Genomic DNA, 25,182 nt, shown 5'->3' on the forward strand with positions numbered 1-25,182 from the left:
AGTGCCGAAAAATACAATGCAAAAAATCACAGGGGCTGAGACTTCTCAGCCCCAACATTATAATCGTAATAAAATATGGACAAAACCATTTATATCAGCAATTATTATTGTTTTTATTTTGGGCATCATATCGCTGTTTACCGGAGTTTATGATATACGAGGCCAAGAAGATGGAATAAATATGTTTTTCATAACCCGGGTTCCAAGAACAGCGTCCCTAATGCTTACCGGGGCTGCAATGTCAATGGCAGGCCTCGTAACGCAGCTTATTACACAGAATCGTTTAGTTGAACCTACCACAACAGGAACAATTGAATGGGCAGGTTTGGGCCTTATTTTTGTTTATTTAGTATTTCCCGCGCCGACTTTGGTTCTAAGAATGACTGGTGCAATTATTTTTTCTTTTATAGGAACGATGGTTTTCTTTTTATTTTTAAGAAGGGTTAAACTTCGCTCGTCTTTAATTGTCCCGATTATAGGAATGATGCTTGGAGCAGTCATTTCCGCAATTTCCACTTTTATTGGACTTGTTTTTAAAATGACGCAAAATATTGAAACTTGGTTTGTAGGCTCTTTTGCGCCGGTTCAAATTGGAAGATATGAATATTTATGGCTCATTGTGATAGTTACTTTTTTAATTTTTATCTATGCCGATCGATTGACTTTAGCTGGGCTAGGGGAGGACATCGCAACAAGCCTCGGCGTAAATTACAATAAGATTGTTCTTCTTGGTACCGGTCTTATTTCTTTTGCAGTTGGTATTGTTGCGGCTGTTATTGGAAACTTGCCTTTTTTAGGTTTAATTGTACCCAATATAGTTTCAATGTATAGAGGCGATGATCTTAGGGGTAATCTGCCTTGGGTATGTGTGCTGGGAATGGGGACGATAACCCTTTGCGATATTATTTCCCGTACAATTATTATGCCTTTTGAAGTCCCTGTCTCTTTAATCCTTGGAACCGTAGGGGCGGTTATATTTATTCTTATTTTATTAAAACAAAGGAGGCTAAGATGAGTGAATTTATATATCCTAATAAAGAAAATGCTGAAAGTGATTTTAGCCTTCTCAATGAAAATAGGTCGGCCAGGGCTTTTCGTTCCAAGAAAGAAGAAAAACGTTATTGGATTTTATTGATAACCTTAATTGTTCTAGGCGCCTTTGCTTCCTACGGCCTTTTGGTTTATAACAATCCTGTGCCGATAGATTCTCCTTCTTTTATCCCGGTTGTTAAAAGAAGGATGGTAGCCCTTGTTGCAATGATTATTTCTGCAATTTGTCAAAGTTTAGCTACCGTCGCTTTTCAATCGAGTACGAATAATAGGATTATAACTCCTTCGCTTTTAGGGTTTGAAGCCCTTTATTCAACAATACATACCAGTACGATGTTTTTTTTCGGTACCCGTATATTTATAAATTTTAGCGGCATTGAATCCTTTCTGTTTCAAGTTGTTGTTATGGTCTTAATGTGTTTGATACTTTACGGATGGTTGCTTTCTGGAAAGTATGGCAACTTACAGCTTATGCTTTTGGTCGGGGTTATTATTGGAACCGGGCTGAAGTCCGTGTCATCTTTTATGAGAAGGCTTTTGGCGCCGTCTGAGTTTGATGTTTTACAGGCAAGATTATTTGGCTCCGTCAATAATGCGGATGCCGCGTACTTTCCTGTTGCAATTCCGATTGTAATAATTACAGCATTGCTTATCCTTGCTTATGCTAAAAAGCTAAATGTATTGTCCCTTGGAAAGAGCGTCAGTACCTCTTTGGGCATTAAGCATCAATTTGGCATAATATATGTTCTTATATTAGTTTCTGTTCTAATGGCAATTTCAACCTCTTTGGTTGGGCCGCTTACTTTTTATGGCTTTTTAGTTGCAACCATGACTTATCAGGCAGCGCCAACTTATGACCACAGATATATTTTTCCAATGTCTCTTGCCATCGGATTTTTGATAATAACAGGCTCATACTTCTTTATGTATCATATATTTAGGGCCCAAGGCGTAGTTTCCATTATTATTGAGATGTTTGGGGGAGTAGCGTTTCTAATTGTATTGTTAAGGAAGGGAACTTTATGATAAAGATTGATAATGCTAGAAAGCTGTATACGGATGAGGTAGAAATAGGACCTTTAGATATTCAAATACCAAAAGCCGGCCTTACTTCTTTAATTGGACCCAATGGAGCCGGAAAATCTACGGCACTTTTGATGATCGGAAGACTTTTGAATATGGACGAAGGCCAAATTAAGGTAGCAAATATGAATGTTTCCGAATCTAAATCAGAAGACTTAGCAAAAATTTTAACTATTTTACGACAAGAAAATCATTTTGTAACGCGGCTTACTGTTAGGCAGCTGGCTGGATTTGGGCGGTTTCCTTATTCAAAAGGCCGATTAACGAAAGAGGATGAGTCCATTATATCTAAATATATTGACTTTTTAGACCTGACTGATTTAGAAAACAGATATTTAGATGAGCTCTCCGGCGGTCAAAGGCAAAGGGCATATGTAGCAATGGTTTTGTGCCAGGAGACGGAATATGTACTTTTGGACGAACCGCTAAACAATCTTGATGTTGCTCGTTCCGTTCAAATGATGGAACATTTAAGGCATGCTGCCAACGAATTTGGCAGAACAATTCTGACTGTTATGCACGATATAAATTTTGCAGCCAAATATTCTGACAGAATTTGTGCTATGAAAGATGGACGAATTGCCGCTTTTGGAAAGGTAGAAGACATTATGAGTCCAGAACTTTTGACTGATATTTTTGAAACAAAAATAGAAATCATTGATGGTCCTTATGGGCCAATAGCAATTTACTAGTTATTAAATTAATCAAAACCACCGGCTAAGCCGGTGGTTTATTTTTGCTCTGTAAAGGTATGTTGTTGGCAGGGCTGAAAGCCCTCTGAAACGGTTAAAAGATGAAAATATCAAAACCAACACCGAATTTTGGCCATTTTCATCAGTGTTTTTCGTGTCAGTCCTGCAGCTTACGGAGCTTTCTTAACATTAAGGCTTTTTAATTACTTAATTGAACAATAGTTAAAGTACGGTTCATATAACCTAAAACAGGAAAATCCGTACTAATACTTACCCCTACTTCATCTCCTGCGGCTAAGGAGGCTTGGGCAATAAACGTTGAACTGCTTCTATTGGATATTTTGAAAAAGGTAGTAGTATCGCCAAAAATTGGAACGCCGTTAACGGTAATAATCGCATTGAGATATGGTTGATCCGGATCCGGATCAGTAGTAGCTTCAGCGTTGATAGATATCGTTATTTGATAAATCCCGCTTTCTCCCACTACCAGTTCATTGCCGGATAGGCTGACGGTGATAGTACCTGATAAAGGTCCGACCACACTAAATGGCACGGGGGTGAATGTTGCCCCGGGTGTCTCGTTGTTAGCTCCTCTTAAAGATCCGTAAGCCAAAACAACTTCTCCGGTGGGACCGGTAGGCCCTGTAGCACCGTCGACTCCGGCAGGTCCAGTAGGTCCGGTAGCGCCATCAGTTCCAGCAGGTCCGGTAGCGCCATCAGTTCCAGCAGGTCCGGTAGGTCCAGTAGCACCATCGATTCCGGCAGGTCCGGTGGGTCCGGTAGGTCCGGTAGGTCCCGTAGCGCCGTTGGTTCCGGCAGGCCCTGTGGGTCCGGTAGGTCCCGTAGCACCATCGATACCGGCAGGTCCTATGGGTCCAGTAGGTCCCGTAGCACCATCGATTCCGGCAGGTCCAGTAGGTCCGGTAGGTCCCGTAGCGCCGTCGGTTCCGGCAGGACCAGTGGGTCCAGTGGGTCCGGTAGCACCATCAGTTCCGGCAGGTCCAGTGGGTCCAGTAGCACCATCGATTCCGGCAGGTCCTGTGGGTCCAGTAGGTCCAGTAGTGCCGTCGATTCCAGCAGGACCAGTGGGTCCGGTAGCACCATCAGTTCCAGCGGGCCCGGTAGGTCCAGTAGGCCCAGTAGCGCCATCGATACCGGCAGGTCCAGTAGGTCCCGTAGCGCCATCGATTCCGGCAGGACCAGTGGGTCCAGTGGGTCCGGTAGCACCATCAGTTCCGGCAGGTCCAGTGGGTCCAGTAGCACCATCGATTCCGGCAGGCCCTGTGGGTCCAGTAGGTCCAGTAGTGCCGTCGATTCCAGCAGGTCCAGTGGGTCCGGTAGCACCATCAGTTCCGGCAGGTCCAGTGGGTCCAGTAGCACCATCGATACCGGCAGGCCCAGTAGGTCCAGTAGGTCCAGTAGTGCCGTCGATTCCAGCAGGACCAGTGGGTCCGGTAGGCCCAGTAGCACCATCGATTCCGGCAGGCCCTGTGGGTCCAGTGGGTCCAGTAGCACCATCTATTCCGGCAGGCCCTGTGGGTCCAGTAGGTCCGGTAGGTCCAGTAGCACCATCGATACCGGCGGGCCCAGTAGGTCCAGTAGGTCCCGTAGCGCCATCGATTCCGGCAGGACCGGTGGGTCCAGTGGGTCCGGTAGCACCATCAGTTCCGGCAGGTCCAGTGGGTCCAGTAGCACCATCGATTCCGGCAGGTCCAGTGGGTCCGGTAGCACCATCAGTTCCGGCAGGTCCGGCAGGTCCAGTAGGTCCAGTAATGCCGTCGATTCCAGCAGGCCCAGTGGGTCCGGTAGGCCCAGTAGCACCATCAGTTCCAGCAGGTCCTATGGGTCCTGTGGGCCCAATAGGGCCTTGAAGTCCCTGAGGTCCTTGAGGCCCAGTAGGTCCAGTGGGTCCAGCAGGTCCGGTGGGTCCAGTAGGTCCATCAATTCCAGCAGGCCCTTGGGGGCCGGTAGGACCTTGAAGCCCCTGAGGCCCTTGGGGGCCGGTAGATCCGATAGGGCCCTGCGGACCTTGAGGTCCGACATCGCCAGTGGGTCCGGGAATACCTTGCGGGCCAGCAGCACCCTGCGGGCCAGCAGCACCTTGTGGGCCTTGCGGACCGATTGACCCCTGCGGACCAACTGGACCGGGTATGCCCTGTGGGCCAGTGGGGCCTACGCAACAACAGGAGCATGGATTAGGGTACGGTTGTTTGCAACCTCGATATATATTCATTGTAATTCCATCCTTTTGATATTAGTACGCACCTTCTTTCACAGAAGAATGGGCCTTATTATACAATATGTCGGCTATAATTAATTGTGATACACAGAAATCTCCAAACGATATAATTCAATATATTGTCCAATTAAGATAAGGCGCACTATAATAGCATTGTGTTAAATTAAAAGAATATGAGCGAATTACCTTTATGCAGATGTGCTTTCTAAAAAACACTAAAAGACAATTATTTTGAGGCAATATTTTTAGAAGAGCAGTTATGCTCTCTTTTCTATACCTAATACAAGAAAAAAGAACATCAGGCTTCCCAGACTGCTAAGCTTGAATAAACCAATGAAATTGTTGAGAAAATGAAATCAGAGATTTCCTGTATTCAAACATGATGGGAGATTTTTGACAGTGGTATGGAAGTTAAAAAGATGCTTACAAATTATATCATCAAATGAATCAGTACATGGAAAGAGTATAAATTGAATATCCGGCAATTCCTAAATGGCCTTGATAGTAGTGCGGATATGCGGCATTCTAAAACCATTAGAAACAAGTTAAGCTCTCCTAAGCTAAGATGTATTCTTTAACATAAACCATTTTTATGGGAATGCCGATATATGAAAGCGTGCTTGAATGGCATTTAAGCGGTCAGCACTTTGCTCCCGCTTATCTCTGATTTACATAAGAAAAGGCGAATCCCAAGGTTCGCCTTTTCTTATGTAAAGAGATTCGAATATTTCCATTAAAGAAATTAAAAAGGATACCGACACTTTGAAAAGCTTCTTAATAAAAGATAGTCTATCGAAATTAACCCGAGAATGAGGAGTTTAAGGGCGAAAGATTCAATCATATTAAGCAATATGAGTTCCGATAGATTCATGCAGATTAATGAACTGCAGCTTGCCTGATATATTGGAGAGGATACCGCAGAAGTTACGTACTTTTAAAGCTTATAGAACAAGCTCTTTGCACTTCCTACGAACTATTTGATATATAAAGAAAACCATCGATGGCTTTCTCTTATATAACTGAATCATAGGCAGGAAGAAACAGACTTTAGAATAGCATTATTTATTTTGCCTTGCGGAAGCCTATCCTTCTATATAAGTAAGTGAGCTCTCTATAAAGAGACGATTAAATTATAATTAGATACCAAAATGAATAATATACCTGTTGTTTTCTTTTGCCTCATTTATTAAAGCAATTAAAGGAATGTATTCCTCTTTACTCTGAGATAATAAAACTCTTAAAAATCCATCCATTGACTGGGGCGGTATGAGGGTAATTCCATAATAGGCAAGGCCCTTTTCCGGCCTTTGCAAGGTATGCCAGTAGCAATCTAAGGCTTGTAAATCAGTCAAAATGGGTTCAATGAAATCGTCATGAACTGCAATGCAATGGTATTTTTCTGCTTCATAAGTATCAAAGCGTTCTATAGCAGACGGCTCTTTTTGCATAATACCAAACTCATGTTTTGCCATTATTATACCTCCTGAGTTCTATTTGTTGTGACTTGCGCAAAATATCAATGTATTTTGTAAACTTATATTCTATCAGAAAAACTATACTATAATATTCGTAATACTTCTATATAATTTAATGATTTTTATTAGATAAAAAGAAAGAATTAAAAGAATGCCCTTAGATAGTAAAACCTTAAAACTTAGAAATATATGGCCCAAGAAAGAGCTTAAATATCTTCAAATTACTTTTTTCGTAAAATACGTCTTTAAATGGAATAGGAATTTTACCCATTTTCCTTTAAAACAGCCATTATTTCACTCTAAAAATCCATAGGAGGAAAAAGTGAGAAATATGTAATTAATTTTTGAAATTATGCTTGACTTATACAGGTTTATCCATTATAATATTTTAAGTCAGCACAAGACAGCGAAAGTTAAATCTTGTGGCCCAGTAGCTCAGCTGGTTAGAGCGCCGGCCTGTCACGCCGGAGGTCGAGGGTTCGAGCCCCTTCTGGGTCGCCACTAAAATTTAATACGGGCGTTTAGCTCAGCTGGGAGAGCGCTTGCCTTACAAGCAAGATGTCATAGGTTCGAGCCCTATAATGCCCATTAAAACCTTGTTGTTATTTTAAATAACGGCAGGGTTTTTTATTGTATCTCATACAATAAACCACCTGCTATGCAGGTGGAGGGAAAATGCTTTAGCTTCAAGAAAAATACCCCCTGTGATAAAATAAAGTGGGTTTGCCAACCACAATTATTAGATCATAGGAGGTGTGTCCGATGGACAAAAATAGTTTATCACATACAACCTGGGAATGTAAATATCATCTGGTATTTGCTCCAAAGTATCGAAGACAAATAATTTATGGAAGATTAAAGGCGGATATAGGAAAGATACTTAGAGAATTATGTGAAAGAAAAGGTATAGAAATAATAGAAGCAGAATGTTGTAGTGACCATATACACATGTTAGTCAGAATACCACCTAAATATAGTGTATCAGAGATAATGGGATATTTGAAAGGAAAGAGTTCTTTAATAATATTCGATAGACATGCAAATTTAAAATATAAATATGGGAATAGACATTTCTGGTGTAGAGGATATTATGTTGATACAGTAGGTAAAAATGCGAAAAAAATAGAAGAATACATTAGAAATCAAATACAAGAAGATAAAGTAGCAGATCAAATTTCATTGTTAGAATATATTGACCCGTTTACGGGGGAGCCAGTGAAAGGAAATAAAAAATAAACCGCTTTAGCGGTTATTGGGAAGTAAATGCGGTTGGCAAACCGCTTCGATGCGTCCTCAGACGCATGCCAGTAAGAGCCCCTTATAGGGGCAGAGCAAACTACCGGCTAAGCCGGTAGTTATGATTTTTTCTGTGTATTGCTACAATCTACAAAAGAAAGCTTTATTTTTGTATACCTTTAATATATAATTAAAAATATTATGGCTATATAGAAAATTCTTAATAAATATAAGAAATTAGAAAGACTGCGCATAAGCCGTCTCAGTTTAGAAGATAGGATACCTTGTATATTTACCGATGGATGGAATTGACTAGGCTCTACTCATATAGTTTTTTCCAAGAACTGTATTCAAGAATAAAACAGGGCTTTACCCGATTTTATTCATATTATATCAGAGAAAATTTGAAAGAAGAGAAATAGGCTATAGAGATATAGGAGAATGGCTTAGACTGCAAAGACTATGAAAATTAAATTTTTATATAAGATTCTGTTAAATAGGGGATTAAACCATAGGGCAGTATACTTTTTCATTTGAATCTTCTATAAGCGTATTGAACCAAAAGGGGGTGATTCCCATTGAAAATAAAGCAATAGTGAATGTTAACGGCACCGACGAAGAAAATCTTATTCTTTTAAATAAGTTGTTAAATAAGATGATAGCCAATGAAAAATTACCTGATATGGACCTTAGTAAAATAAAAAACGGGCATTTAAGAGAAGTATTTGAGACCCTTAATATCTTATCGGATAACCTTGACGAATTAAGGAATTATATGAATTCTCTGGCCGAAGGAAATATTGACGCAGAGCCGCCTTCCCGCCAGAATTATATTTCCGGGGGGCTTAAGGAATTACAGTCTAATCTGCTTCATATGACATGGAAGGTAGACCAGATAAGCAAGGGAGACTATAATCAAGAGATTGACTTTATGGGAAGGTTTTCCGATTCTTTTAATGATATGGTTACAAAGCTTAGAGCAAGAGAAAGTGAAATATCCGAGGCAAGGCAAGTTGTAGAGGCCTTATCTGCTTATGCCGATATAGTGCTTTTTGTTACCGATGCCAAGACAGGAAAGCTTATTTATTGCAAAAGCAAGCTTGATGAAATAGAATGGAAAGAATCCTGCAGGCTGGACCTTAAAGTTTTCGTAAATAAGCTCCATGAAAAAGTTTCCTCCGAGAAGCTTCCTTCCTATGAATGGGAGGTATATTCGGATATTGAATTAAAATGGTATTGGGCGAAATCCATGATTATGTCATGGACCAATAATGAAAGCGTGTATTTGCATATGCTTTTAGATATTTCCGACCAAAAGGAAATACTTAAGGATTTAGAAGACAAAATTAATAGGGATATTCGAACGGGAATATATAATTATCCCTTTGCCAAAAATAAAATTAAAGAGCTTATTGAGGCTAGGTCAAACTTTACAATAGTTTTTATGGATTTAGACGGCTTAAAAGATGTAAATGACAGTTTTGGCCATTTAGAAGGGGATAAACTGATAAATAACTTTGTTAAGCTGGTGCTTTCTCAAATTCGCTCGGAAGACTTCTTTTGCAGAATAGGGGGAGACGAATTTTTAATCATATCACCTTATTCAACAGAGAAAGTCCTTGAAAAGGTAATAAACAGAATACGCACTAAAATAAATGATTTTAACAATAAAAGCAAATCCCCCTATTCAGTAGCGTTTAGCCACGGAATAGAGGAATATATAGCGCAGAGAGAAAGCTGCAGTGTAAATGAGCTTATTGATTGCGCTGATAAGAAAATGTATTCAAATAAGCTTCAAAAAAAGCATCGGCCATAGGAAATTAAATAAGCTTATACTTTTTTATATCATCTTTAAGCTTTTCAGCCATGTCTGTTTTTTCCCAAGGAAGGTTTAAATCATTTCTGCCAAAATGGCCATAGGCAGCAACCTGCTTATATATAGGCCTTCTAAGGTCTAAATTCTTTATTATGGCCGATGGCCTGAAATCAAAATTATCAAGAGCGATTTTTGCGATATCCTCATCAGAAATGATTCCAGTATTTTTAGTATCTATGTGGACTGACACCGGCCTAGCCACGCCAATGGCATAGGCTATTTGTATTTCACAGCTTTTTGCAAGCCCTGCAGCAACTATGTTTTTAGCAACGTATCTTGCCATATAGCTTGCTGACCTGTCCACCTTTGTGGGGTCTTTTCCGGAGAAAGCGCCGCCGCCGTGTCTTGCGTAGCCCCCGTAAGTATCTACGATTATTTTTCTGCCTGTAAGGCCGCTGTCGCCTTTCGGGCCGCCTATTACGAAACGCCCTGTAGGATTGATGAAATACTTTGTATTTTCGTCTATAAGGTTAGAGGGGATTGTCGTTTTAATTACCTTTTCAATAATATCCCTTTCGATTTCCTCATGAGATACTTCGGGGCTGTGCTGTGAGCTTATAACAATGGTATCGATTCTTTTAGGGCCGTTTTCACCGTACTCTACGCTTACCTGCGTTTTGCCGTCAGGCCTTAAATATGAAATTTCCCCGTTATTTCTTACTTCTGAAAGCTTTCTTGCCAAGTTATGGCTTAATACTATGGGAAGGGGCATAAGCTCTTCTGTTTCATCGCATGCAAATCCGAACATCATTCCTTGGTCTCCGGCGCCTACATTTTCGCTTTCTTCATTTTCAAGCTTTGATTCAAGAGATTTGTCAACGCCAAGAGCGATGTCTGGAGACTGCCCTTTAAGAGATACGATTACTCCGCAGGTATCATAGTCAAATCCGTATTTGGCTCTGTCATATCCTATGTTCTTCACTGTTTTTCTTACGATATCTTCGATATCAACATAGCAGTCTGTCGTAACTTCTCCAGCTACAAATATAATGCCGGTAGTGGCCATAACCTCACAGGCAACTCTGCCGAAGGGGTCTTTTTCGATAATAGCGTCAAGGATGGCGTCTGAAATCTGGTCGCATATTTTATCTGGATGGCCTTCTGTCACAGATTCAGACGTAAAAATATAATTCTTCATAATCTTCCTCCTAGGAAATATTCGCGAGCAATTAATAAAAAAAGGAATAGATGTTATCACCTATCCCCCGAATCCTTAATTAACTCATCTTCCGGATATATATCCGGGGGAATTAGCACCATAGCATAAAGCCTGGTTGCCGGGTTTCACAGGGCCCTTGTCCCTCCACCTCTCTGGATAAGTATTATATTTAATTTTGAACCATAATTATATCATTCGTTATAAAATCTGTCAACATGCATAATTATTATCAAAAATCAAAGAAATATAGAAGCTTTTGTAAAAAAGTATTTATATCAATAGATTCTTTATGGCTTAATGTGTATCTATTTACCTTAATAGCAAAGGGGTGTACTATATTTTAACTTTTCAGACAAACGCATATGCGTTTGTCCGATTCAATCCTTTATTTCCTTGCAAAGTCTTTTGAGGGCCTTTTTTTCTATTCTTGATACATAAGAACGAGATATGCAAAGCATATCTGCTATTTCCCGCTGGGTCATTTCTACGCCGTTTACAAGGCCGTACCTAAGCTCTAATACGATTCTTTCTCTTCCTTTAAGCACAGATTTGATTTTGTCGTAAAGAATACCTATTTTAAGGCCAAGCTCAACCATTTCTTCGATGCTGTAATTTTCGTCGGCAAGCTTATCTTCTATTTTAACTTCATTTCCGTCGCTGTCTACACCGATAGTATCCTGAAGATATAAATCATTGGCATGCTTTTTTGTAGAACGGATATTCATGAGAATTTCGTTTTCTATACATTTTGCCGCATAGGTTGCAAGTTTCGTTTTTTTGTTTGGTTTATAAGTGTTTACTCCTTTGATAAGGCCTATGGTTCCTACTGAAATTAAATCTCCCACCGTTTCTTTGCTGTTTTGACTGTATTTTTTCACAATGTGGGCTACCAGTCTTAAATTATGCTCTATAAGCTTATTTCTTGCTTCTATATCACCGTTTGCAAAATCGTTGAGATACTTTTCCTCGTCCTCGGGTGATAGAATTTCTGGAAAGGAGTTTCCGCCGGAAATATAAGAGCAAAGAAAAAAAGCAGGTATTATATAGAAAAGCATAAAAACACCCCCAATCCGTCACCTTATATATTTATGACAGATTGAGGGGAAAAGTGCATGGTTCCCTATTTATATTCTATTTACTTTATTTCTTTATTATCTTAAAAAGATGATTCCAAGAAATGCAGCGATAAAAATTACTTTTATAGGATTCATTTTAATCTTTATAAGGGCAAAGAGACAAAGGCCGAATATAACGATGGCCATAATGTCTATTGCGGCAAAGGGGGCTGCAATTACAGATTTAACCCCATCTTGAACTAAAAATATATCCTTGCCGAGGATAATAGCAGTATTCAGCATTAATCCTCCTGTGGCCATTTTAATGGAGGTTAAAAAGCCCTTTAAATACTCTGAATCCTTATATTTAGTAAGAAAGTAATAAACAATAATACACAGTACGATAGAAGGGGTGCATACAGCCGCCGTAGCAGCTAGAGAACCGGGAAGGCCTGCCTTTATAAAGCCTATGTAAGTAGCTGAATTTATGGCAACAGGGCCGGAAGCAAGAAGTTCAAGAGCAGTCATATCTGCAAATTCCTGAGCGGTAAGCCCAACCATTGCGCTTCCTTCGGAATAAATAAGGGCTATAAGGGCGTATCCGCCGCCGAAAGCAAGGCTGCCCAGCTTAAAAAACATCCAGTAAAGTTTTGCTATCATTATGCCTTCACCTTCCTTTTATTGTAAATTACTCTTACAATGCCTACGGCTCCGCAGCCGATGATTACGAGTATAGGGCTTACTTTAAACACGAAGGAGACTAAAAATGCAATGATTGCCATAGACATGGAAAAACTGCTTTTAGAAGCACCTTTTATTATATCTATGGCGATTTGCATAATAACAGCTACGGAAGCTGCTCTTATGCCGTTTATAGCTCCCGTTACAAATTGATACCGCATTAAAAAATCATAGGAAAGAGCAATAAAGAGCATTCCGAAGAAAGCCGGGAGCACGGTTCCGGATATTGCAACAACTGCTCCTGCCCAGCCTCCGATTTCCCTGCCTATGAAAAAGCCGGCATTAATTGCAATTGCTCCCGGAATAGACTGTCCCAGAGCGTAACACTCCAATACCTTTTCCCTGTCCATAAGCCCTGCCTTTGAAAGCTCCTCCTGCAACAAAGGCAAGGTTACCGCTCCGCCGGTAAAGGCAAAGAGCATGGTTTTAATATAGATGATAAATAGTTCCTTCAGTTTTTGTGCCTTAGGCTTATTGCTATTCATTGTCCCTCTCCTTTATATCTTTTATTAAATCCTTTGTTACCTCTGACGCCATGATAAGGCCTGCTACAGAGGGAACAAAAGAAACGCTTCCCGGTAAACGGGTTCTCTTTTCTTCCGGCATTTTTAAAATGCTTTCATCGCTTATATTATATTTTTTAACGGGTTTTTCCTTTGAGAAAACTACTTTTAACTTTGGAATGGAACGCTTTTTAAGCTCTGTTCTCATAATCTTGCATAAAGGGCAGTCTTTTGTGCTGTAAATATCCGTAAGTGCGAGCTGAGTAGGGTCAAGCCTGTTTCCACAGCCCATTGCTGATATAAGAGATATATTTTCTCTGTGGCAGATCTCTGCAAGCTTTAGCTTTCCTGTTATTGTATCAATGGCGTCTACCACATAGTCGCAGCCTTTTAAATCTACTTCACTTCCGTCAAGATAAAAGACATTGTGTAAAGACAAATTTACATCAGGGTTTATATCCTTCATGCGCTCTGCCATTATGTGGGTTTTGTTTTTTCCTACAGTAGACCTTAAGGCAATAAGCTGGCGGTTTATATTAGAAATATCAACCTTGTCGTTATCTACCAGTATAAAGGAGCCTACACCGCTTCTGCAAAGAGCCTCCGCAGCAAAGGAGCCTACGCCTCCAAGTCCGAATACGGCTATCTTTGATGATTTAAGCTTCTCTACGGCATCTTCACCTAAAAGAAGCTTCGTTCTTACTAAAAAATCCATATCTGTCCTGCCTTATTCTGAAATTTGCAGTAAATTGATTTAAACCCCGTCTGTTTATATTATAATCGGTAACGGTCTTTTTACTGCCTATACAAGAATACAATAATTTTGAGGAAACATCAAGGCGGCAAACAGAAATTATCTTATATATCCTGCCATATCCCTTTCCTCTAATTTTTTGAAATTAAAGGACCGATAAAACTTATTGTCTACGATGTCATTTTTATCGGTTATAACCATAAACATTCTCGCTTCAGCGTATTTTTCCATGACTGTCTTAAAAAGAAACGTGCCAATCCCTTTTTTCTGATACTTTGGATCAACAATTAAATCCTGTACCAATAAAATATGCTCTCCGTCTCCAACGCATCTGATAAAGCCGATAAGTTTACTATCATCAAAGGCGCCCAGCATATATAACGACGTATTAAAGACCCGTATTAGTTTTTCATCGTCTTTTAAATAAGTATTCCAAGATTCTTTTCTGTAAATTTCTTTTATTGATTCAAACATTGAAGAATCTATTTCCTTGTAGTGAATCATGGTCCATTGCCCCTTCCGCTTTCTTTTTTCTATATGCGGCAGTAGGCTTTATCTTCATCATACCATTTTTCCATAGATAAAAAAAGCATAGCCTTTCTTCAAGAAAGGCTATGCTTTTTAAGTTTCTAATAGCGGAGGAGGGATTTGAACCCCCGACACTGCGGGTATGAACCGCATGCTCTAGCCAACTGAGCTACTCCGCCAAATAAGTTCACATAAAATATGTGAACTTATAAAAAATGGGCATTATAGGGCTCGAACCTATGACATCTTGCTTGTAAGGCAAGCGCTCTCCCAGCTGAGCTAAACGCCCGTAAAATCTGGGTGACAAGATTTGAACTTGCGACCTCTAGAACCCCATTCTAGCGCGCTACCAAACTACGCTACACCCAGATACTTTACATTCAATTAACGAACGATAATAATTATAATACACTAATTGTAATAAGTCAATAGTCAAAATGGATTTAGGCAGGGTAAATACATGAAAGCATTTTTCCTTTTACTAAAATAAAGTTTTGGCGATACATCAATAAGATTAATACTTAAAATAGGCAATCCCTCCTGATGGTTTTTACCTTTTTCTAAATTAATAGGGTAGGGATTATTATAGGCTTAATAAAGCCGGCTGAACTAAAGGACAGATAATACATAAAAAATGCCCGAACATAGTTCGGGCATTTTTTTACTATTAAGCAGGGATAATGCTTAATATAACAAAATTCAATATAAAAAGGATAGTTGAAACAATAAGTATGGGGTGTAAATCCTTTGTCTGTTTCTTGCATACTTTAACGATGCAGTAGAATATAAAGCCTGTGGCGATACCATAGGATATGCTGTAGCAAAGAGCCATAACGATGCCGGCAAAGAAAGCGGGGATAGCTTCTTCAAGTTCATCCCATTTGATTTCTTTGAAGGCAGAAAGCATCATGATGCCTACGGCTATTAAAGCGGGGGCTGTTGCTGCGGCAGGTACAATTCCGGCTACAGGCGCAAGGAATATGGAAAGAATGAAAAGCAATGCAGTAACAACGCTTGTAAGGCCTGTACGGCCGCCTGCGCCTATACCTGCGGCACTTTCAACATAAGTTGTTGTATTGGATGTGCCTAAAATAGCTCCGATTGAGGTTGCAATGGAATCTGAGAAAAGAGCTCTGTCCATTTTTGATTTAAAGCCTGTACTTAACTCCATTGCTTTTTCGTCTTCTGCGCTGAAGATACCGCTTTTGCGGCCTGTTCCTATGAAGGTTCCGATGGTGTCAAAAGTATCTGAAAGGCTAAAGGCAAATATCGTCATCAGAACAAGAGGGATTCTTGAAGGGTCAGAGAAAAGAGAAAGCATGCCCTTTGGCCCGAAGGCGGCGCCGAAAACCTGGCCAAGCTCAGCAAAGGCTGTGCCTACGTTTGCTGTTGCACCGATAGATGAAATATCTACAACACCCATGGGTATTCCGATAATTGTGGTTCCGATGATGCTTATGAGAACAGCACCTTTTACCTTTAATACTAAAAGAACAATAATAAGTATTATACCTATGATTGCAAGTATGACAGGTGCAGTATTAAATTTAACAAGAGCTGGAACGATGCCAGCATCTGCAACAACGGTGCCGCTGTCAAAAAGCGCATAAGTGCCTGGGTCTGCCGTAAATTGAAGAAGCCCTGCGTTTTTTATTCCTATATAGGCGATGAATACGCCGATACCGCCGCCTATGGCATTTTGCATGCTTACAGGGATTGACTTAATTATGGACTTTCTTATTTTAGTAACGGTTATGATTACATTGATGACACCGCATAAGAAAACCATTGCAAGGGCCTGCTCCCAGCTGAAATTGAGGCCGAAGCAAACTGTATAGGTAAAGAATGCATTAAGACCCATACCCGGGGCCTGAGCATAGGGAACATTTGCAAAAAGTCCCATGATTAAAGTTCCGATGGCAGACGCAATTATGGTTGCAAGAAATACTGCGCCCCAAGGGATACCTGTCTGAGAAAGCATAGAGGGATTGACAAAAATAATATAGCTCATTGCGAAGAAGGTTGTAAATCCAGCCATGACTTCTGTGGAAACATTTGTCCCATTTTCTTTAAGTTTAAAAAACCTCTCCATTGATGAAACTCCCCTTTAAAATATTTGAATATATGTACCATTTTCAGAGCATATAAAAGGCAGCCGGTTTCTCGGCTGCCGTAAAAACAATAGGAAATAAAACCCTTAAAAAATGGCTTTAATATCCAATAGTCGGACATTTTACGGCGTCCGGTAGAAACTCAGAGCCCATACCACTCTGATTATATTGGTTCATTATTTACAATTCATAGGTATTTTACTATGTTTTGCTTTTTCGGTCAAGAGAATAGTAAAAATATAGGTAGATAGGACGAAAAAAACTGTATCCTGTAAAAATATAGCTGATAGCTTGTTTTCAAATGGGCTTACTGATAAAGAAGATTAGTATAAATTAAGAGGTATTAAATATAATTTGAAAAATAAAAACCGGCCTTCTCCATAAGTTTTTTAAAAACAGGAGTATATATTGTGATATAATGTGGATAAAACTAAGCATAGCTTAGTTTTATCCACGAATACATTTTACGAAGTGAAATGTATGAGGAGCACCTATCCTTATGATATAATAACATAAAAATAAGATTTTACTTATAAAAGCGGCAGTAAAGAACGCCCTAGCTGAAGGAGGATGAATATGGGAAAAATGCCTGTTTTATTTGTAGGCCACGGCTCGCCTCAATATGTAATAGAAGAAAACAATAAATATACTCAAGGCTTTAGGGATATAGAAAAATCCATACCAAGGCCGAAATCCATATTAATAGTTTCGGCTCATTGGGAGAAAATGCGAAATACGGTAATGAATAACGAAAATCCGCCTACGATACATGATTTTTACGGTTTTCCGAAGGCGCTTTATGAAATATCCTATCCTGCCGCAGGCGATACTGCTCTTGCGGAAAAGGTAAAAGAAATGCTTCCGGGAGAGACGGTTTTTGACTCTCAGTACGGTCTTGACCACGGAAGCTGGGCGGCCCTTTTGTTTATGTATCCTGAGCATGACATCCCTGTCTGCCAGCTCAGTATAAACAGGGGAGTTGACCTGCAGGGAATGTACGAAATAGGAAGAGCGCTTTCAAGCCTTAGAGATGAAGGTGTTTTAATCATAGGAAGCGGAAACATCGTCCATAACTTAAGACTTGTAAATTTTTCAATGGAAGAAGGATATTCCTGGGCTCAAGAATTCGATAATTACATATACGAAAATATAAAAAATAAGAATATAGACAATATCATAAATTATAAAAACGCAGGCGAATCCTCTTCAAAGGCTTTTACTACCATAGAGCATTTTGCCCCTTTAATATATGTTTTAGGTGCTGGAGATCAATACGCTGAATTTACGGTTTTTAATAAAAGCTGCACCATGGGAAGCATGTCAATGACATCTTATCTTTTTGAATAAATAAAGGCTCCGCTTAAGCGGAGCCTTTTAGTTTTTCTTCGGAAGGGTTTATAAACTGGCTGTTATAAAGCCTGCAGTAAAAGCCTTTTTTATCTAAAAGCCTTGTGTGGCTTCCGGTTTCTATAATTTTGCCTTTATCCATAACGATGATTATATCGGCCTCCTGAATGGTTGAAAGCCTATGGGCGATGATAAAGCTGGTTTTTCCCTTCATAAGGGTTTTTAAAGCTTCCTGAATGTCAAGTTCCGTCATAGGGTCTACACTGCTTGTTGCCTCGTCGAGAATGAGCATGGGAGAATCTGCAAGCATACTTCTTGCTATGGCAATAAGCTGTTTTTCCCCTTGGGAAAGGCTTCCGCCTTCTTCACCGATTACGGTGTCGTAGCCGTCTTTAAGCCTTGTAATAAAATTATGAGCCCTTGCATTTTTGGCGGCCTCTATGATATCTTCAAAAGAAGCGTTTTTATTTCCGTAGGCAATATTATCCTTGATTGTTCCTGTAAAAAGCCATGTGTCCTGGAGCACCATGCCAAAGGCAAGCCTTAAGCTGTCTTTTGAATAGTTCGTTATGTTCTTTCCGTCTATCAATATATTACCGTAATCTAAATCGTAAAACCGCATCAGAAGATTTACCATAGTGGTTTTTCCGGCGCCTGTAGGGCCTACAATGGCAACCATGCTGCCCTTTGGAATATTGACAGAGAAGTTTTCTATAAGCTTACTTGATTTATTATAGCTGAAAGAGGCACTTTCAAATTTTACGTTTCCTTCTATATTTTCAAGCCTTTCAAGATCCGCTGTTGAAGCTTCCGGAATTTCGTCAATGAGAGAAAATATTCTTTCGGAGGAAGCAAGGGCCGATTGAAGCTGGGAAGAAATCGCTGTAATTTCGTTAAGAGGCTTTGCAAACTGGGCGGAATAATTTATAAGGCTTGTAATTGCTCCTACCGTAAGGCTTCCTGCTGCCGCTAAGGCCCCCCCGATAAGCCCGACAGAGATATAAGCGATATTATTTATAAATCTTGTAGAAGGATTCACAAGAGAGGAAAAAAACTGCGCTTTTTGACCGTATACATAAAGGGTATCATTGATTGCAGAGGCTTCCTCTTGAAGAATATCTTCATAATTAAATGCCTTGGCAGTTTTAAGCATGGAAATGCTTTCTTCTATATAGCCGTTATATTGGCCTACAAGCTTTTGCTGATTCTTAAAAAGCTTTGAAGAATTTCCAGAAATGAAGCCTGCGATGATAAGGGCGATAGGGGCTACGATTCCTACGGCAAAGGCGATGGAAGGGCTTATATAGAACATAAGGTAAAAGGAGCCTGCAATGGTAATGATTGCAGAAAAAAGCTGCGTAACCGCCTGAAAAAGCCCTTCTGCAACTAAATCAAGGTCATTTGTAAATATACTCATAAGCTCTCCTGTTTTTCTGCTGTCAAAAAAACTTAAGGGAAGCGTTTTTATTTTTTCAAAAAGGTCTTTTCTTATATCCCTTACAGCATGGTTTGATACATAAGCAGACATTGCCGAAAGAAGCCAGCCTGAAAGAGAGGCTACAATATATAAGACTAAAAGCTTTAAAAGCAAAGGCATTATAATTTCAAAGGAAACATTATTGATTCCCCGTATTTCATTTACAGCTTTACCTAATACATAGGGAGCGGCCAATGTAGAGCCGCTGCCAATAGCCGCAAGTAAAAATATAGTTATAATATGGGGCAGATATTTTCCGCAGTAATAAAGAAGCCTTTGGATGATTTCTTTTTTTTTCATGGAACAAACCTCCGTTATACTCGAATAAAAGTAAAATAGCAGCGTTGTAAATTTGCCTTTCTCTTATTTCATCTCTCTAAAGCCATATATTTACAGGGCCATAAAACTCAATTGACTACATAGGACTTTAATATTTATGCCGCTTCATCGATTGATATTTTTTGAGAACGGCATATTTTTCTGTACAGTTCGGAATTTTTCAAAAGCTCCGAATGGGTTCCTATGGCTGCAAGCCTTCCGCCGTCTAAAACAAGGATAGTATCGCAGTCCATAATATTGCTTACCCTTTGAGAAGAAATAAGGATGATTCCTTCATTAATTTCTTCAAGGGCCATTTTAAGCTTATATGCCGTAATATAGTCAAGAGCACTGGCGCTGTCGTCAAGAAGGAGTATTGGGGCCTTTTTCATTAAGGCTCTTGCGATGGCAAGTCTTTGACGCTGGCCGCCGGAGAGACTTTTACCGCCTTGGGCAACTTCCGTATTAAACTTTTCAGGAAGCCTTTCTATAAATTCCATTGCCTGAGAGGCCTTGGCGGCTTCTTTCATATCTTCATAAGAAGCGCTTCGCCTTCCCCATAAAAGATTGGATTTTATGGTTCCCGTAAAAAGCTCTGCCTTTTGAGGCACAAGAGATATATGCTCCCTTAAAGAATTAAGGTCATAATCCTTTATATCGATTCCGTTTATTTCTATGGCGCCTTGGGAAGAATCATAAAATCTTGGAATCATATTGAGTAATGAAGACTTGCCGGAGCCGGTGCCCCCTATAATACCGATGGTCTGATTCTTTTCTGCCTTAAAGGAGATGTCTGCAAGGGCGCTTTCCCCTGTACCGTAGTTTAAGGACACATTTTTAAATTCCAATGAAACAGGAATCGAAGTATCGAATAAAGAGGCATTTTCTTTGCTTTTTATTTCCGGTTCCGTACTAAATATTTCCTGTATTCTTGAAGCGGAAGCAAATGCCTTATTAAAAAGCACCGCAAGATTTGATACAACAATAAGGGCAAGCATGATCTGGGTAATATAGCTTATGAAGGCGATAAGCTGGCCTTGGGTAAGACCGCCGATGTTAACTCTTTTTCCGCCGTAGTAAACAATAGCTAAAGAAGCAAGATTCATTATAATTAAAGTTGCCGGGGAAATAAGAGCCGAAAAGATGCCGGATTTTATTGATATTTTTGTCCAGAAGCCATTTGATTTTTTAAATCTTTCTTCCTCGTCATAAGATTTTGCAAAGGCTCTGATAACCCGGATTCCCATAAGGTTTTCCCGTATGATAAGGGCAAGGCCGTCAAGGGATTTCTGAACGGATTTATAAAGAGGAATGGTAATTTTCATTATGGCAAACAGCAAAAATATAAAAACAGGTATAAATACCATAAGGAGGATACTTAATTTAAAATCAATGGACATGGCCATAATCACGCCGCCGATGGAAAGAAAAGGCGCCCGGATTACAAGCCTTATGAACATGGCCACGGCGGTCTGCAGCTGGGTAACGTCATTTGAGGCCCTGTTAACAAGAGAAGAAGCCCCGAATTTATCCAGCTGGCTGTGGGATAATGTGCCTATTTTCTTAAAAACCTCATTTCTTACTGCTGTTCCAAAACCTTGGGAGGCTACAGATGCAGAATACTGACAGAATATGGCGCAGATAAGACCTAAGGCAGAAATGACAGCCATTACTGCTGAAATGGATATGATATAGCTTTTATCGTTATTTTTTATTCCTATGTCTATCAGCCTTGCCATCAGTATGGGCAAAGTAAGCTCAAATACGGCTTCCACAAGCTTTGCTGAAGGGCCAAGGATTAATTGTTTTTTGTAAGGTTTTAAATATTTTAACAGATTTTTCATAAAGCACCTCTTTATTTATGTACTATATACAGCAATAAAATGATAGCATAAAACGAACTATATTAAAAATATTGAATAAGTATAGTAACTATACTATAATGATATACATAGAGGTGAATTTATGGATTTAAAACAGCTGGAATATTTTGTTACCACCGTAAAAGAAGGGAATATATCGAAAGCTGCTCAAAGGCTTCATATTTCCCAGCCCCCTTTAAGCACGCAGCTAAAGCTTCTTGAAGAGGAGCTGGGCGTGATACTTTTTGACAGAGGGGCAAGGAGTATCCGCCTTACGGATGCAGGGAAGATTTTCTTCGACAGGGCGGCCTCTATACTCAATATGGCAGATTCGGCAGTAAAGGAAATGCATGACCTTCGCCTTGACGGAAAAGGAACCTTGCGCCTTGGGCTGATATCATCGGCAGGGCCTTATATAATGGAGAAAATAAAAACTTTCCATATAGAACATCCTGATATTATGTTTCAGGTTTACGAGGCTAATACGTATGAGCTTATTGAGCTTATTCATTCGGGGGTTATTGAGGTTTCCGCCTTGCGAACGCCATTCAATAAGGAAGGGCTTGAAATTAAATATATCCATAGCGAAGCCGTAGCAGCAATAGGCAAGGAAAGCTTTTTTGAAGGAATGGCAGATGAAATTTATCTTGAAGAGCTTAAGGAAAAGCCCCTTATCATCTATAGGAGATGGCAGAATATTATTATCGGAATATTTAAAGAAAAGGGTCTATATCCGCATATTTTATGCATCAATGACGATGCAAGAACGACTTTGCAATGGGCAAAAGAAGGCATGGGTATAGGTCTTCTCCCTGAATATCTTTGCAATGAAAATAAGGACGGCATAGTTAAAAGGAGAATTCTCGCAGGCAATACCCTTGATACGGAACTTGCAGTTGTAAGAAAAAAGGGCAAGGGCAGTATTACATCAAAAATAGCAGAAGAATTTATGAAGCATTGTACAGTAAAGAATGAAAATTAGAATATTTTACGGGAAGGGATGGCAGTATGAAGAAAAGAGAAATTAGAAAAATAGTGAATGGAAAATCAGCCGTTGACGGGGCAGGGGTAAGGCTAGTTAGAGTTTTAGGTCATGAGGATACGGAGGATTTTGACCCTTTCCTTATGCTTGATTCTTTTGACTCTAAAAATCCCGACGACTATATAAAGGGTTTTCCGCCGCACCCCCATAGAGGTATAGAAACATTGACTTATCTTATTGACGGAAAAATAGAGCATGAAGACAGCCTTGGCAATAAAGACACTATAAATGCCGGTGAAAGCCAGTGGATGACGGCAGGAAGCGGAATCATCCATCAGGAAATGCCCCTTGCTTCTGAAAATATGCTGGGCTTTCAGCTTTGGATCAACCTTCCGGCAAATGAAAAAATGACAGAGCCTGAATATCTAAGCATAACAGAAGACAGGATGGGATTTTTTGAAGACGAAAGCTCCGTGGTAAGAGTGATTTCCGGCGGCTATAAAAATGCTTCGGGGGTTCAGCCAAGGCATGTTAAGGCAAGTATATTTGACATAATACTTAAAGAAGGAAAATCTATAGAAATCGAAACAAATGCTCTGGAAAACGTATTTGTATTTTTAATAGACGGTGACGGTATTATTAATAATAAAAATATAGCGTGTAAATCAGCTGTTTTATTTAGCGAAGGAGATACCATAGAAATATCTTCACCAGAAAACGCCCAGACAAGATTTATATTCTTTTCAGGAAAGTCCTTAAAAGAGCCTATTGCATGGGGCGGACCCATTGTTATGAATACAAAAGAGGAGCTTAAATTTGCTTTTGAAGAGCTGAGACTGGGAAATTTTATAAAGAGCCACTAAAGCATGTTTTGAAATGTGAAATCTTAGTTATTTCGTCTGAAAAAGTAGTTTCTTTGTCAAAAACATTTAAAATGCATCTTATCCAGTGATATGAAATCCCACAGGCTTTAAATGGATTTTCATAAAAGATTAAAGAGCATTGCTGAATTTTTTCTCAGAAATTTTGCTTTGTAAAAACCTAAGCATAATACCGAAGGTATTATGCTTAGGTTTTTTTGACCGTTCTGCTTAAATTTCTATTTTTCGGGCGAAATCTTCGTCGATTTTCCGATTTTCAAAACACGCTCTAAGCATAAGCAAAATATTTATCAGCTTTAATGTTTTAAACATGATTTTTAAATATTTTTATCGTAGCAATCTTGATATTATAACAAAAAGCCGGTTTCCAGGCCGGTTTTTTTGTTGCAATATTAAAAAATAATTGTATAAGGAACGGTATATTTATTCATATTTTAAGATTAATAATACATTTTAAGGCAGTTAGAATAAACTAATTTTAGGCAATTGGAAGTATCTGGATAAAAAAATATATTGACAAAAATTTGTCAACAATTAAAATAATATTGGGAGAGTATTATGGGAATATAGAAATCCATAGTATAATCTTATATGAAATTATAAAAAATATTTGATTTTTATAGACTTAAATGATAAATTTGTATTCAGTTGATTTGTTTGAGCATTATTGTTGTTTTTGAAGAAAATTGAAGTTAAATGTAGATTTATCGAATTTTTATTGCTAAAATTAAATGTAAAATTATGAAAGATTTTAAAAGCAGCAGCCAGCTTTAATTCTGCTTGGTTTTAAGCCGTTTAATGCCTTATGGGTATACCGGAATAAAAATAAATTGGCTATAGAGCATATTTGCTTTAAATTTAAGGGGGAAAGTACATGAAGAAAAGCATCACAACGCTTCCTTTTAAGGATACGGAGGAGCAGGCAAAGGAGCTTGATGAAATACTAGCTCGTTATAAGGACGTTCCTGGGGGAATCATGCCTGTCCTTCAGGAGACGCAAAGGATATATGGGTATTTACCTTATGAGGTTCAAAAGAAAATATCTGAAGACATGGATGTTAAAATGGAGGAAATATACGGAATCGCTACTTTTTATTCTCAGTTTTCTCTTACGCCTAAAGGCCAATACGACATTTCTGTTTGCCTCGGCACGGCCTGCTATGTAAAAGGCTCAGGGGACATTTTGAATGAAATATCTAAACTCCTTGGCATCGGTACAGATGAATGTACTGCCGACGGAAAGTTTTCCATCTCCAGCTGCAGATGCATCGGCTGCTGCGGCCTTGCGCCTGTTATGACAGTAAACGGAGAAGTTTACGGAAGGCTTGAGGTTAAGGATGTAAAAGGAATACTGGAAAAATACGATGATGAATTTTTCAGTAAGGCGAATTAATTTGTTAGGGGGAGCTTTATGGATACGATAGAAAGGCTTTCGGAAATACGTAAAGAAATGCATCGGGATATGACCATGAGAAGGCTTGATGTAGATAAAACAAGGATAATCGTAGGTATGGGCGAAAGCGGAATCAACGCCGGCGCAAGAGCGGTTTTAAAAAGCATACTGAAATACATAGACGATAATGCCATAGATGATGCCGTTGTTATTTTAAATAACTTTAACGATCAGAATAATTGGGCGCCTGTAGTATGGATAGAAAGAACAGGAAAGCCTTTAAGCATATTTTCAAATGTTGAACCGGATCATATAGAGGATATTTTGGACCCTGTTTATAATGCTTAGGGGGCTATATATTAAGGGGAAGGCATAAGGTTTTAAATCGTTGAAATTTGTCTCAATATTTCCATAAGGAAA

Annotated in this window: 21 protein-coding genes, 5 tRNA genes and 2 riboswitches; of the genes, 12 read left to right on the forward strand and 14 right to left on the reverse strand. The window is 39.3% G+C overall.

What is annotated here, in order from left to right:
* The first annotated feature begins 1 nt into the window (after position 1).
* Genes NBX03_RS03930 through NBX03_RS03940 form a run of 3 tightly spaced genes read left to right on the forward strand, consistent with a single transcriptional unit; the run spans position 2 to position 2,825 of the window.
* The gene (locus NBX03_RS03930; protein ID WP_250229470.1) at positions 2-1,015 is read left to right on the forward strand and encodes an ABC transporter permease; all 1,014 of its coding nucleotides are present in this window, start codon (positions 2-4) and stop codon (positions 1,013-1,015) included.
* Positions 1,012-2,076 carry an iron chelate uptake ABC transporter family permease subunit gene (locus NBX03_RS03935; protein WP_250229471.1) on the forward strand — a complete coding sequence of 355 codons (1,065 nt, stop codon included), beginning with the start codon at positions 1,012-1,014 and terminating at the stop codon, positions 2,074-2,076. The genes NBX03_RS03930 and NBX03_RS03935 overlap by 4 nt, the downstream gene beginning before the upstream one ends.
* Entirely contained in the window at positions 2,073-2,825 is a 753-nt protein-coding gene (locus NBX03_RS03940) for an iron ABC transporter ATP-binding protein (protein WP_250229472.1), read from the forward strand. Before NBX03_RS03935 ends, NBX03_RS03940 begins: the two co-directional genes overlap by 4 nt.
* 199 nt (positions 2,826-3,024) lie before the next feature.
* On the opposite strand, the gene NBX03_RS16115 is transcribed toward NBX03_RS03940, so the two are convergent.
* Both NBX03_RS16115 and NBX03_RS03955 read right to left on the reverse strand, forming a co-directional pair.
* Positions 3,025-5,058, reverse strand: coding sequence for a collagen-like protein (locus NBX03_RS16115; RefSeq protein WP_408628555.1), 2,034 nt, complete (start codon positions 5,056-5,058; stop codon positions 3,025-3,027).
* Positions 5,059-6,200: 1,142 nt separating this feature from the next.
* A complete protein-coding gene (locus NBX03_RS03955; protein WP_250229473.1) occupies positions 6,201-6,536 on the reverse strand; it encodes a hypothetical protein in 336 nt (111 codons plus the stop codon).
* A gap of 427 nt (positions 6,537-6,963) precedes the next feature.
* Between NBX03_RS03955 and NBX03_RS03960 the strand changes: the two genes are divergently transcribed.
* The 4 genes from NBX03_RS03960 to NBX03_RS03975 all read left to right on the forward strand — a co-directional run bounded on the left by NBX03_RS03960 (position 6,964) and on the right by NBX03_RS03975 (position 9,591).
* Positions 6,964-7,040: transfer RNA gene (locus NBX03_RS03960), tRNA-Asp, on the forward strand.
* 14 nt (positions 7,041-7,054) lie between these two features.
* Positions 7,055-7,127: transfer RNA gene (locus NBX03_RS03965), tRNA-Val, on the forward strand.
* Positions 7,128-7,301: 174 nt separating this feature from the next.
* Positions 7,302-7,775: an IS200/IS605 family transposase gene (gene tnpA / locus NBX03_RS03970; RefSeq protein WP_250227316.1), complete on the forward strand. Its 474-nt coding sequence runs from the start codon at positions 7,302-7,304 to the stop codon at positions 7,773-7,775.
* A gap of 568 nt (positions 7,776-8,343) precedes the next feature.
* On the forward strand, positions 8,344-9,591 hold the full coding sequence (locus tag NBX03_RS03975; protein ID WP_250229474.1) for a GGDEF domain-containing protein: 1,248 nt from the start codon (positions 8,344-8,346) through the stop codon (positions 9,589-9,591).
* Positions 9,592-9,595: 4 nt separating this feature from the next.
* Here NBX03_RS03975 and metK read toward each other — a convergent pair whose 3' ends face one another.
* From metK to NBX03_RS04025, 10 genes are all read right to left on the reverse strand, one after another.
* Positions 9,596-10,789, reverse strand: coding sequence for a methionine adenosyltransferase (gene metK / locus NBX03_RS03980; RefSeq protein ID WP_250229475.1), 1,194 nt, complete (start codon positions 10,787-10,789; stop codon positions 9,596-9,598).
* 81 nt (positions 10,790-10,870) lie between these two features.
* Positions 10,871-10,973: riboswitch (SAM riboswitch) on the reverse strand.
* A gap of 214 nt (positions 10,974-11,187) precedes the next feature.
* A complete protein-coding gene (gene sigK / locus NBX03_RS03985; protein ID WP_250229476.1) occupies positions 11,188-11,865 on the reverse strand; it encodes an RNA polymerase sporulation sigma factor SigK in 678 nt (225 codons plus the stop codon).
* Positions 11,866-11,961: 96 nt separating this feature from the next.
* Positions 11,962-12,525, reverse strand: coding sequence for a chromate transporter (locus NBX03_RS03990; protein WP_250229477.1), 564 nt, complete (start codon positions 12,523-12,525; stop codon positions 11,962-11,964).
* Positions 12,525-13,091, reverse strand: a complete 567-nt coding sequence (locus NBX03_RS03995) for a chromate transporter (RefSeq protein ID WP_250229478.1) — start codon at positions 13,089-13,091, stop codon at positions 12,525-12,527. The genes NBX03_RS03990 and NBX03_RS03995 overlap by 1 nt, the downstream gene beginning before the upstream one ends.
* A complete protein-coding gene (locus tag NBX03_RS04000) occupies positions 13,084-13,824 on the reverse strand; it encodes a tRNA threonylcarbamoyladenosine dehydratase (RefSeq protein ID WP_250229479.1) in 741 nt (246 codons plus the stop codon). Before NBX03_RS04000 ends, NBX03_RS03995 begins: the two co-directional genes overlap by 8 nt.
* Positions 13,825-13,962: 138 nt before the next feature.
* A complete protein-coding gene (locus NBX03_RS04005; RefSeq protein WP_250229480.1) occupies positions 13,963-14,367 on the reverse strand; it encodes a GNAT family N-acetyltransferase in 405 nt (134 codons plus the stop codon).
* Positions 14,368-14,496: 129 nt separating this feature from the next.
* Positions 14,497-14,570 (reverse strand) — tRNA-Met (locus NBX03_RS04010).
* 37 nt (positions 14,571-14,607) lie between these two features.
* Positions 14,608-14,680 (reverse strand) — tRNA-Val (locus NBX03_RS04015).
* 6 nt (positions 14,681-14,686) lie between these two features.
* Positions 14,687-14,760, reverse strand: a tRNA-Pro gene (locus tag NBX03_RS04020).
* 298 nt (positions 14,761-15,058) lie between these two features.
* Positions 15,059-16,483, reverse strand: a complete 1,425-nt coding sequence (locus NBX03_RS04025; protein ID WP_250229481.1) for an NCS2 family permease — start codon at positions 16,481-16,483, stop codon at positions 15,059-15,061.
* A gap of 109 nt (positions 16,484-16,592) precedes the next feature.
* A riboswitch (purine riboswitch) is annotated at positions 16,593-16,693 on the reverse strand.
* Between the two features lie 385 nt (positions 16,694-17,078).
* Here NBX03_RS04025 and ygiD point away from each other — a divergent pair.
* Positions 17,079-17,849, forward strand: coding sequence for a 4,5-DOPA-extradiol-dioxygenase (gene ygiD, locus NBX03_RS04030; protein ID WP_250229482.1), 771 nt, complete (start codon positions 17,079-17,081; stop codon positions 17,847-17,849).
* Between the two features lie 13 nt (positions 17,850-17,862).
* Here the strand turns inward: ygiD and NBX03_RS04035 are convergent, their stop codons facing one another.
* Positions 17,863-19,626 carry an ABC transporter ATP-binding protein gene (locus NBX03_RS04035; protein ID WP_250229483.1) on the reverse strand — a complete coding sequence of 588 codons (1,764 nt, stop codon included), beginning with the start codon at positions 19,624-19,626 and terminating at the stop codon, positions 17,863-17,865.
* A 134-nt stretch (positions 19,627-19,760) separates the two neighbouring features.
* On the reverse strand, positions 19,761-21,488 hold the full coding sequence (locus NBX03_RS04040) for an ABC transporter ATP-binding protein (RefSeq protein WP_250229484.1): 1,728 nt from the start codon (positions 21,486-21,488) through the stop codon (positions 19,761-19,763).
* Between the two features lie 121 nt (positions 21,489-21,609).
* On the opposite strand from NBX03_RS04040, the gene NBX03_RS04045 reads away from it, so the two are divergent.
* The 4 genes from NBX03_RS04045 to NBX03_RS04060 all read left to right on the forward strand — a co-directional run bounded on the left by NBX03_RS04045 (position 21,610) and on the right by NBX03_RS04060 (position 25,110).
* The gene (locus NBX03_RS04045; RefSeq protein ID WP_250229485.1) at positions 21,610-22,488 is read left to right on the forward strand and encodes a LysR family transcriptional regulator; all 879 of its coding nucleotides are present in this window, start codon (positions 21,610-21,612) and stop codon (positions 22,486-22,488) included.
* A 26-nt stretch (positions 22,489-22,514) separates the two neighbouring features.
* Positions 22,515-23,351, forward strand: a complete 837-nt coding sequence (locus NBX03_RS04050; protein WP_250229486.1) for a pirin family protein — start codon at positions 22,515-22,517, stop codon at positions 23,349-23,351.
* An 892-nt stretch (positions 23,352-24,243) separates the two neighbouring features.
* The gene (locus tag NBX03_RS04055; RefSeq protein ID WP_250229487.1) at positions 24,244-24,762 is read left to right on the forward strand and encodes an NADH-quinone oxidoreductase subunit NuoE family protein; all 519 of its coding nucleotides are present in this window, start codon (positions 24,244-24,246) and stop codon (positions 24,760-24,762) included.
* 18 nt (positions 24,763-24,780) lie between these two features.
* A complete protein-coding gene (locus NBX03_RS04060) occupies positions 24,781-25,110 on the forward strand; it encodes a hypothetical protein (RefSeq protein WP_250229488.1) in 330 nt (109 codons plus the stop codon).
* The last annotated feature ends 72 nt before the right edge of the window (positions 25,111-25,182 follow it).

This window comes from Anaeropeptidivorans aminofermentans, from assembly GCF_940670685.1.
Classification (GTDB): Bacteria; Bacillota; Clostridia; order Lachnospirales; family UBA5962; genus Anaeropeptidivorans; species Anaeropeptidivorans aminofermentans.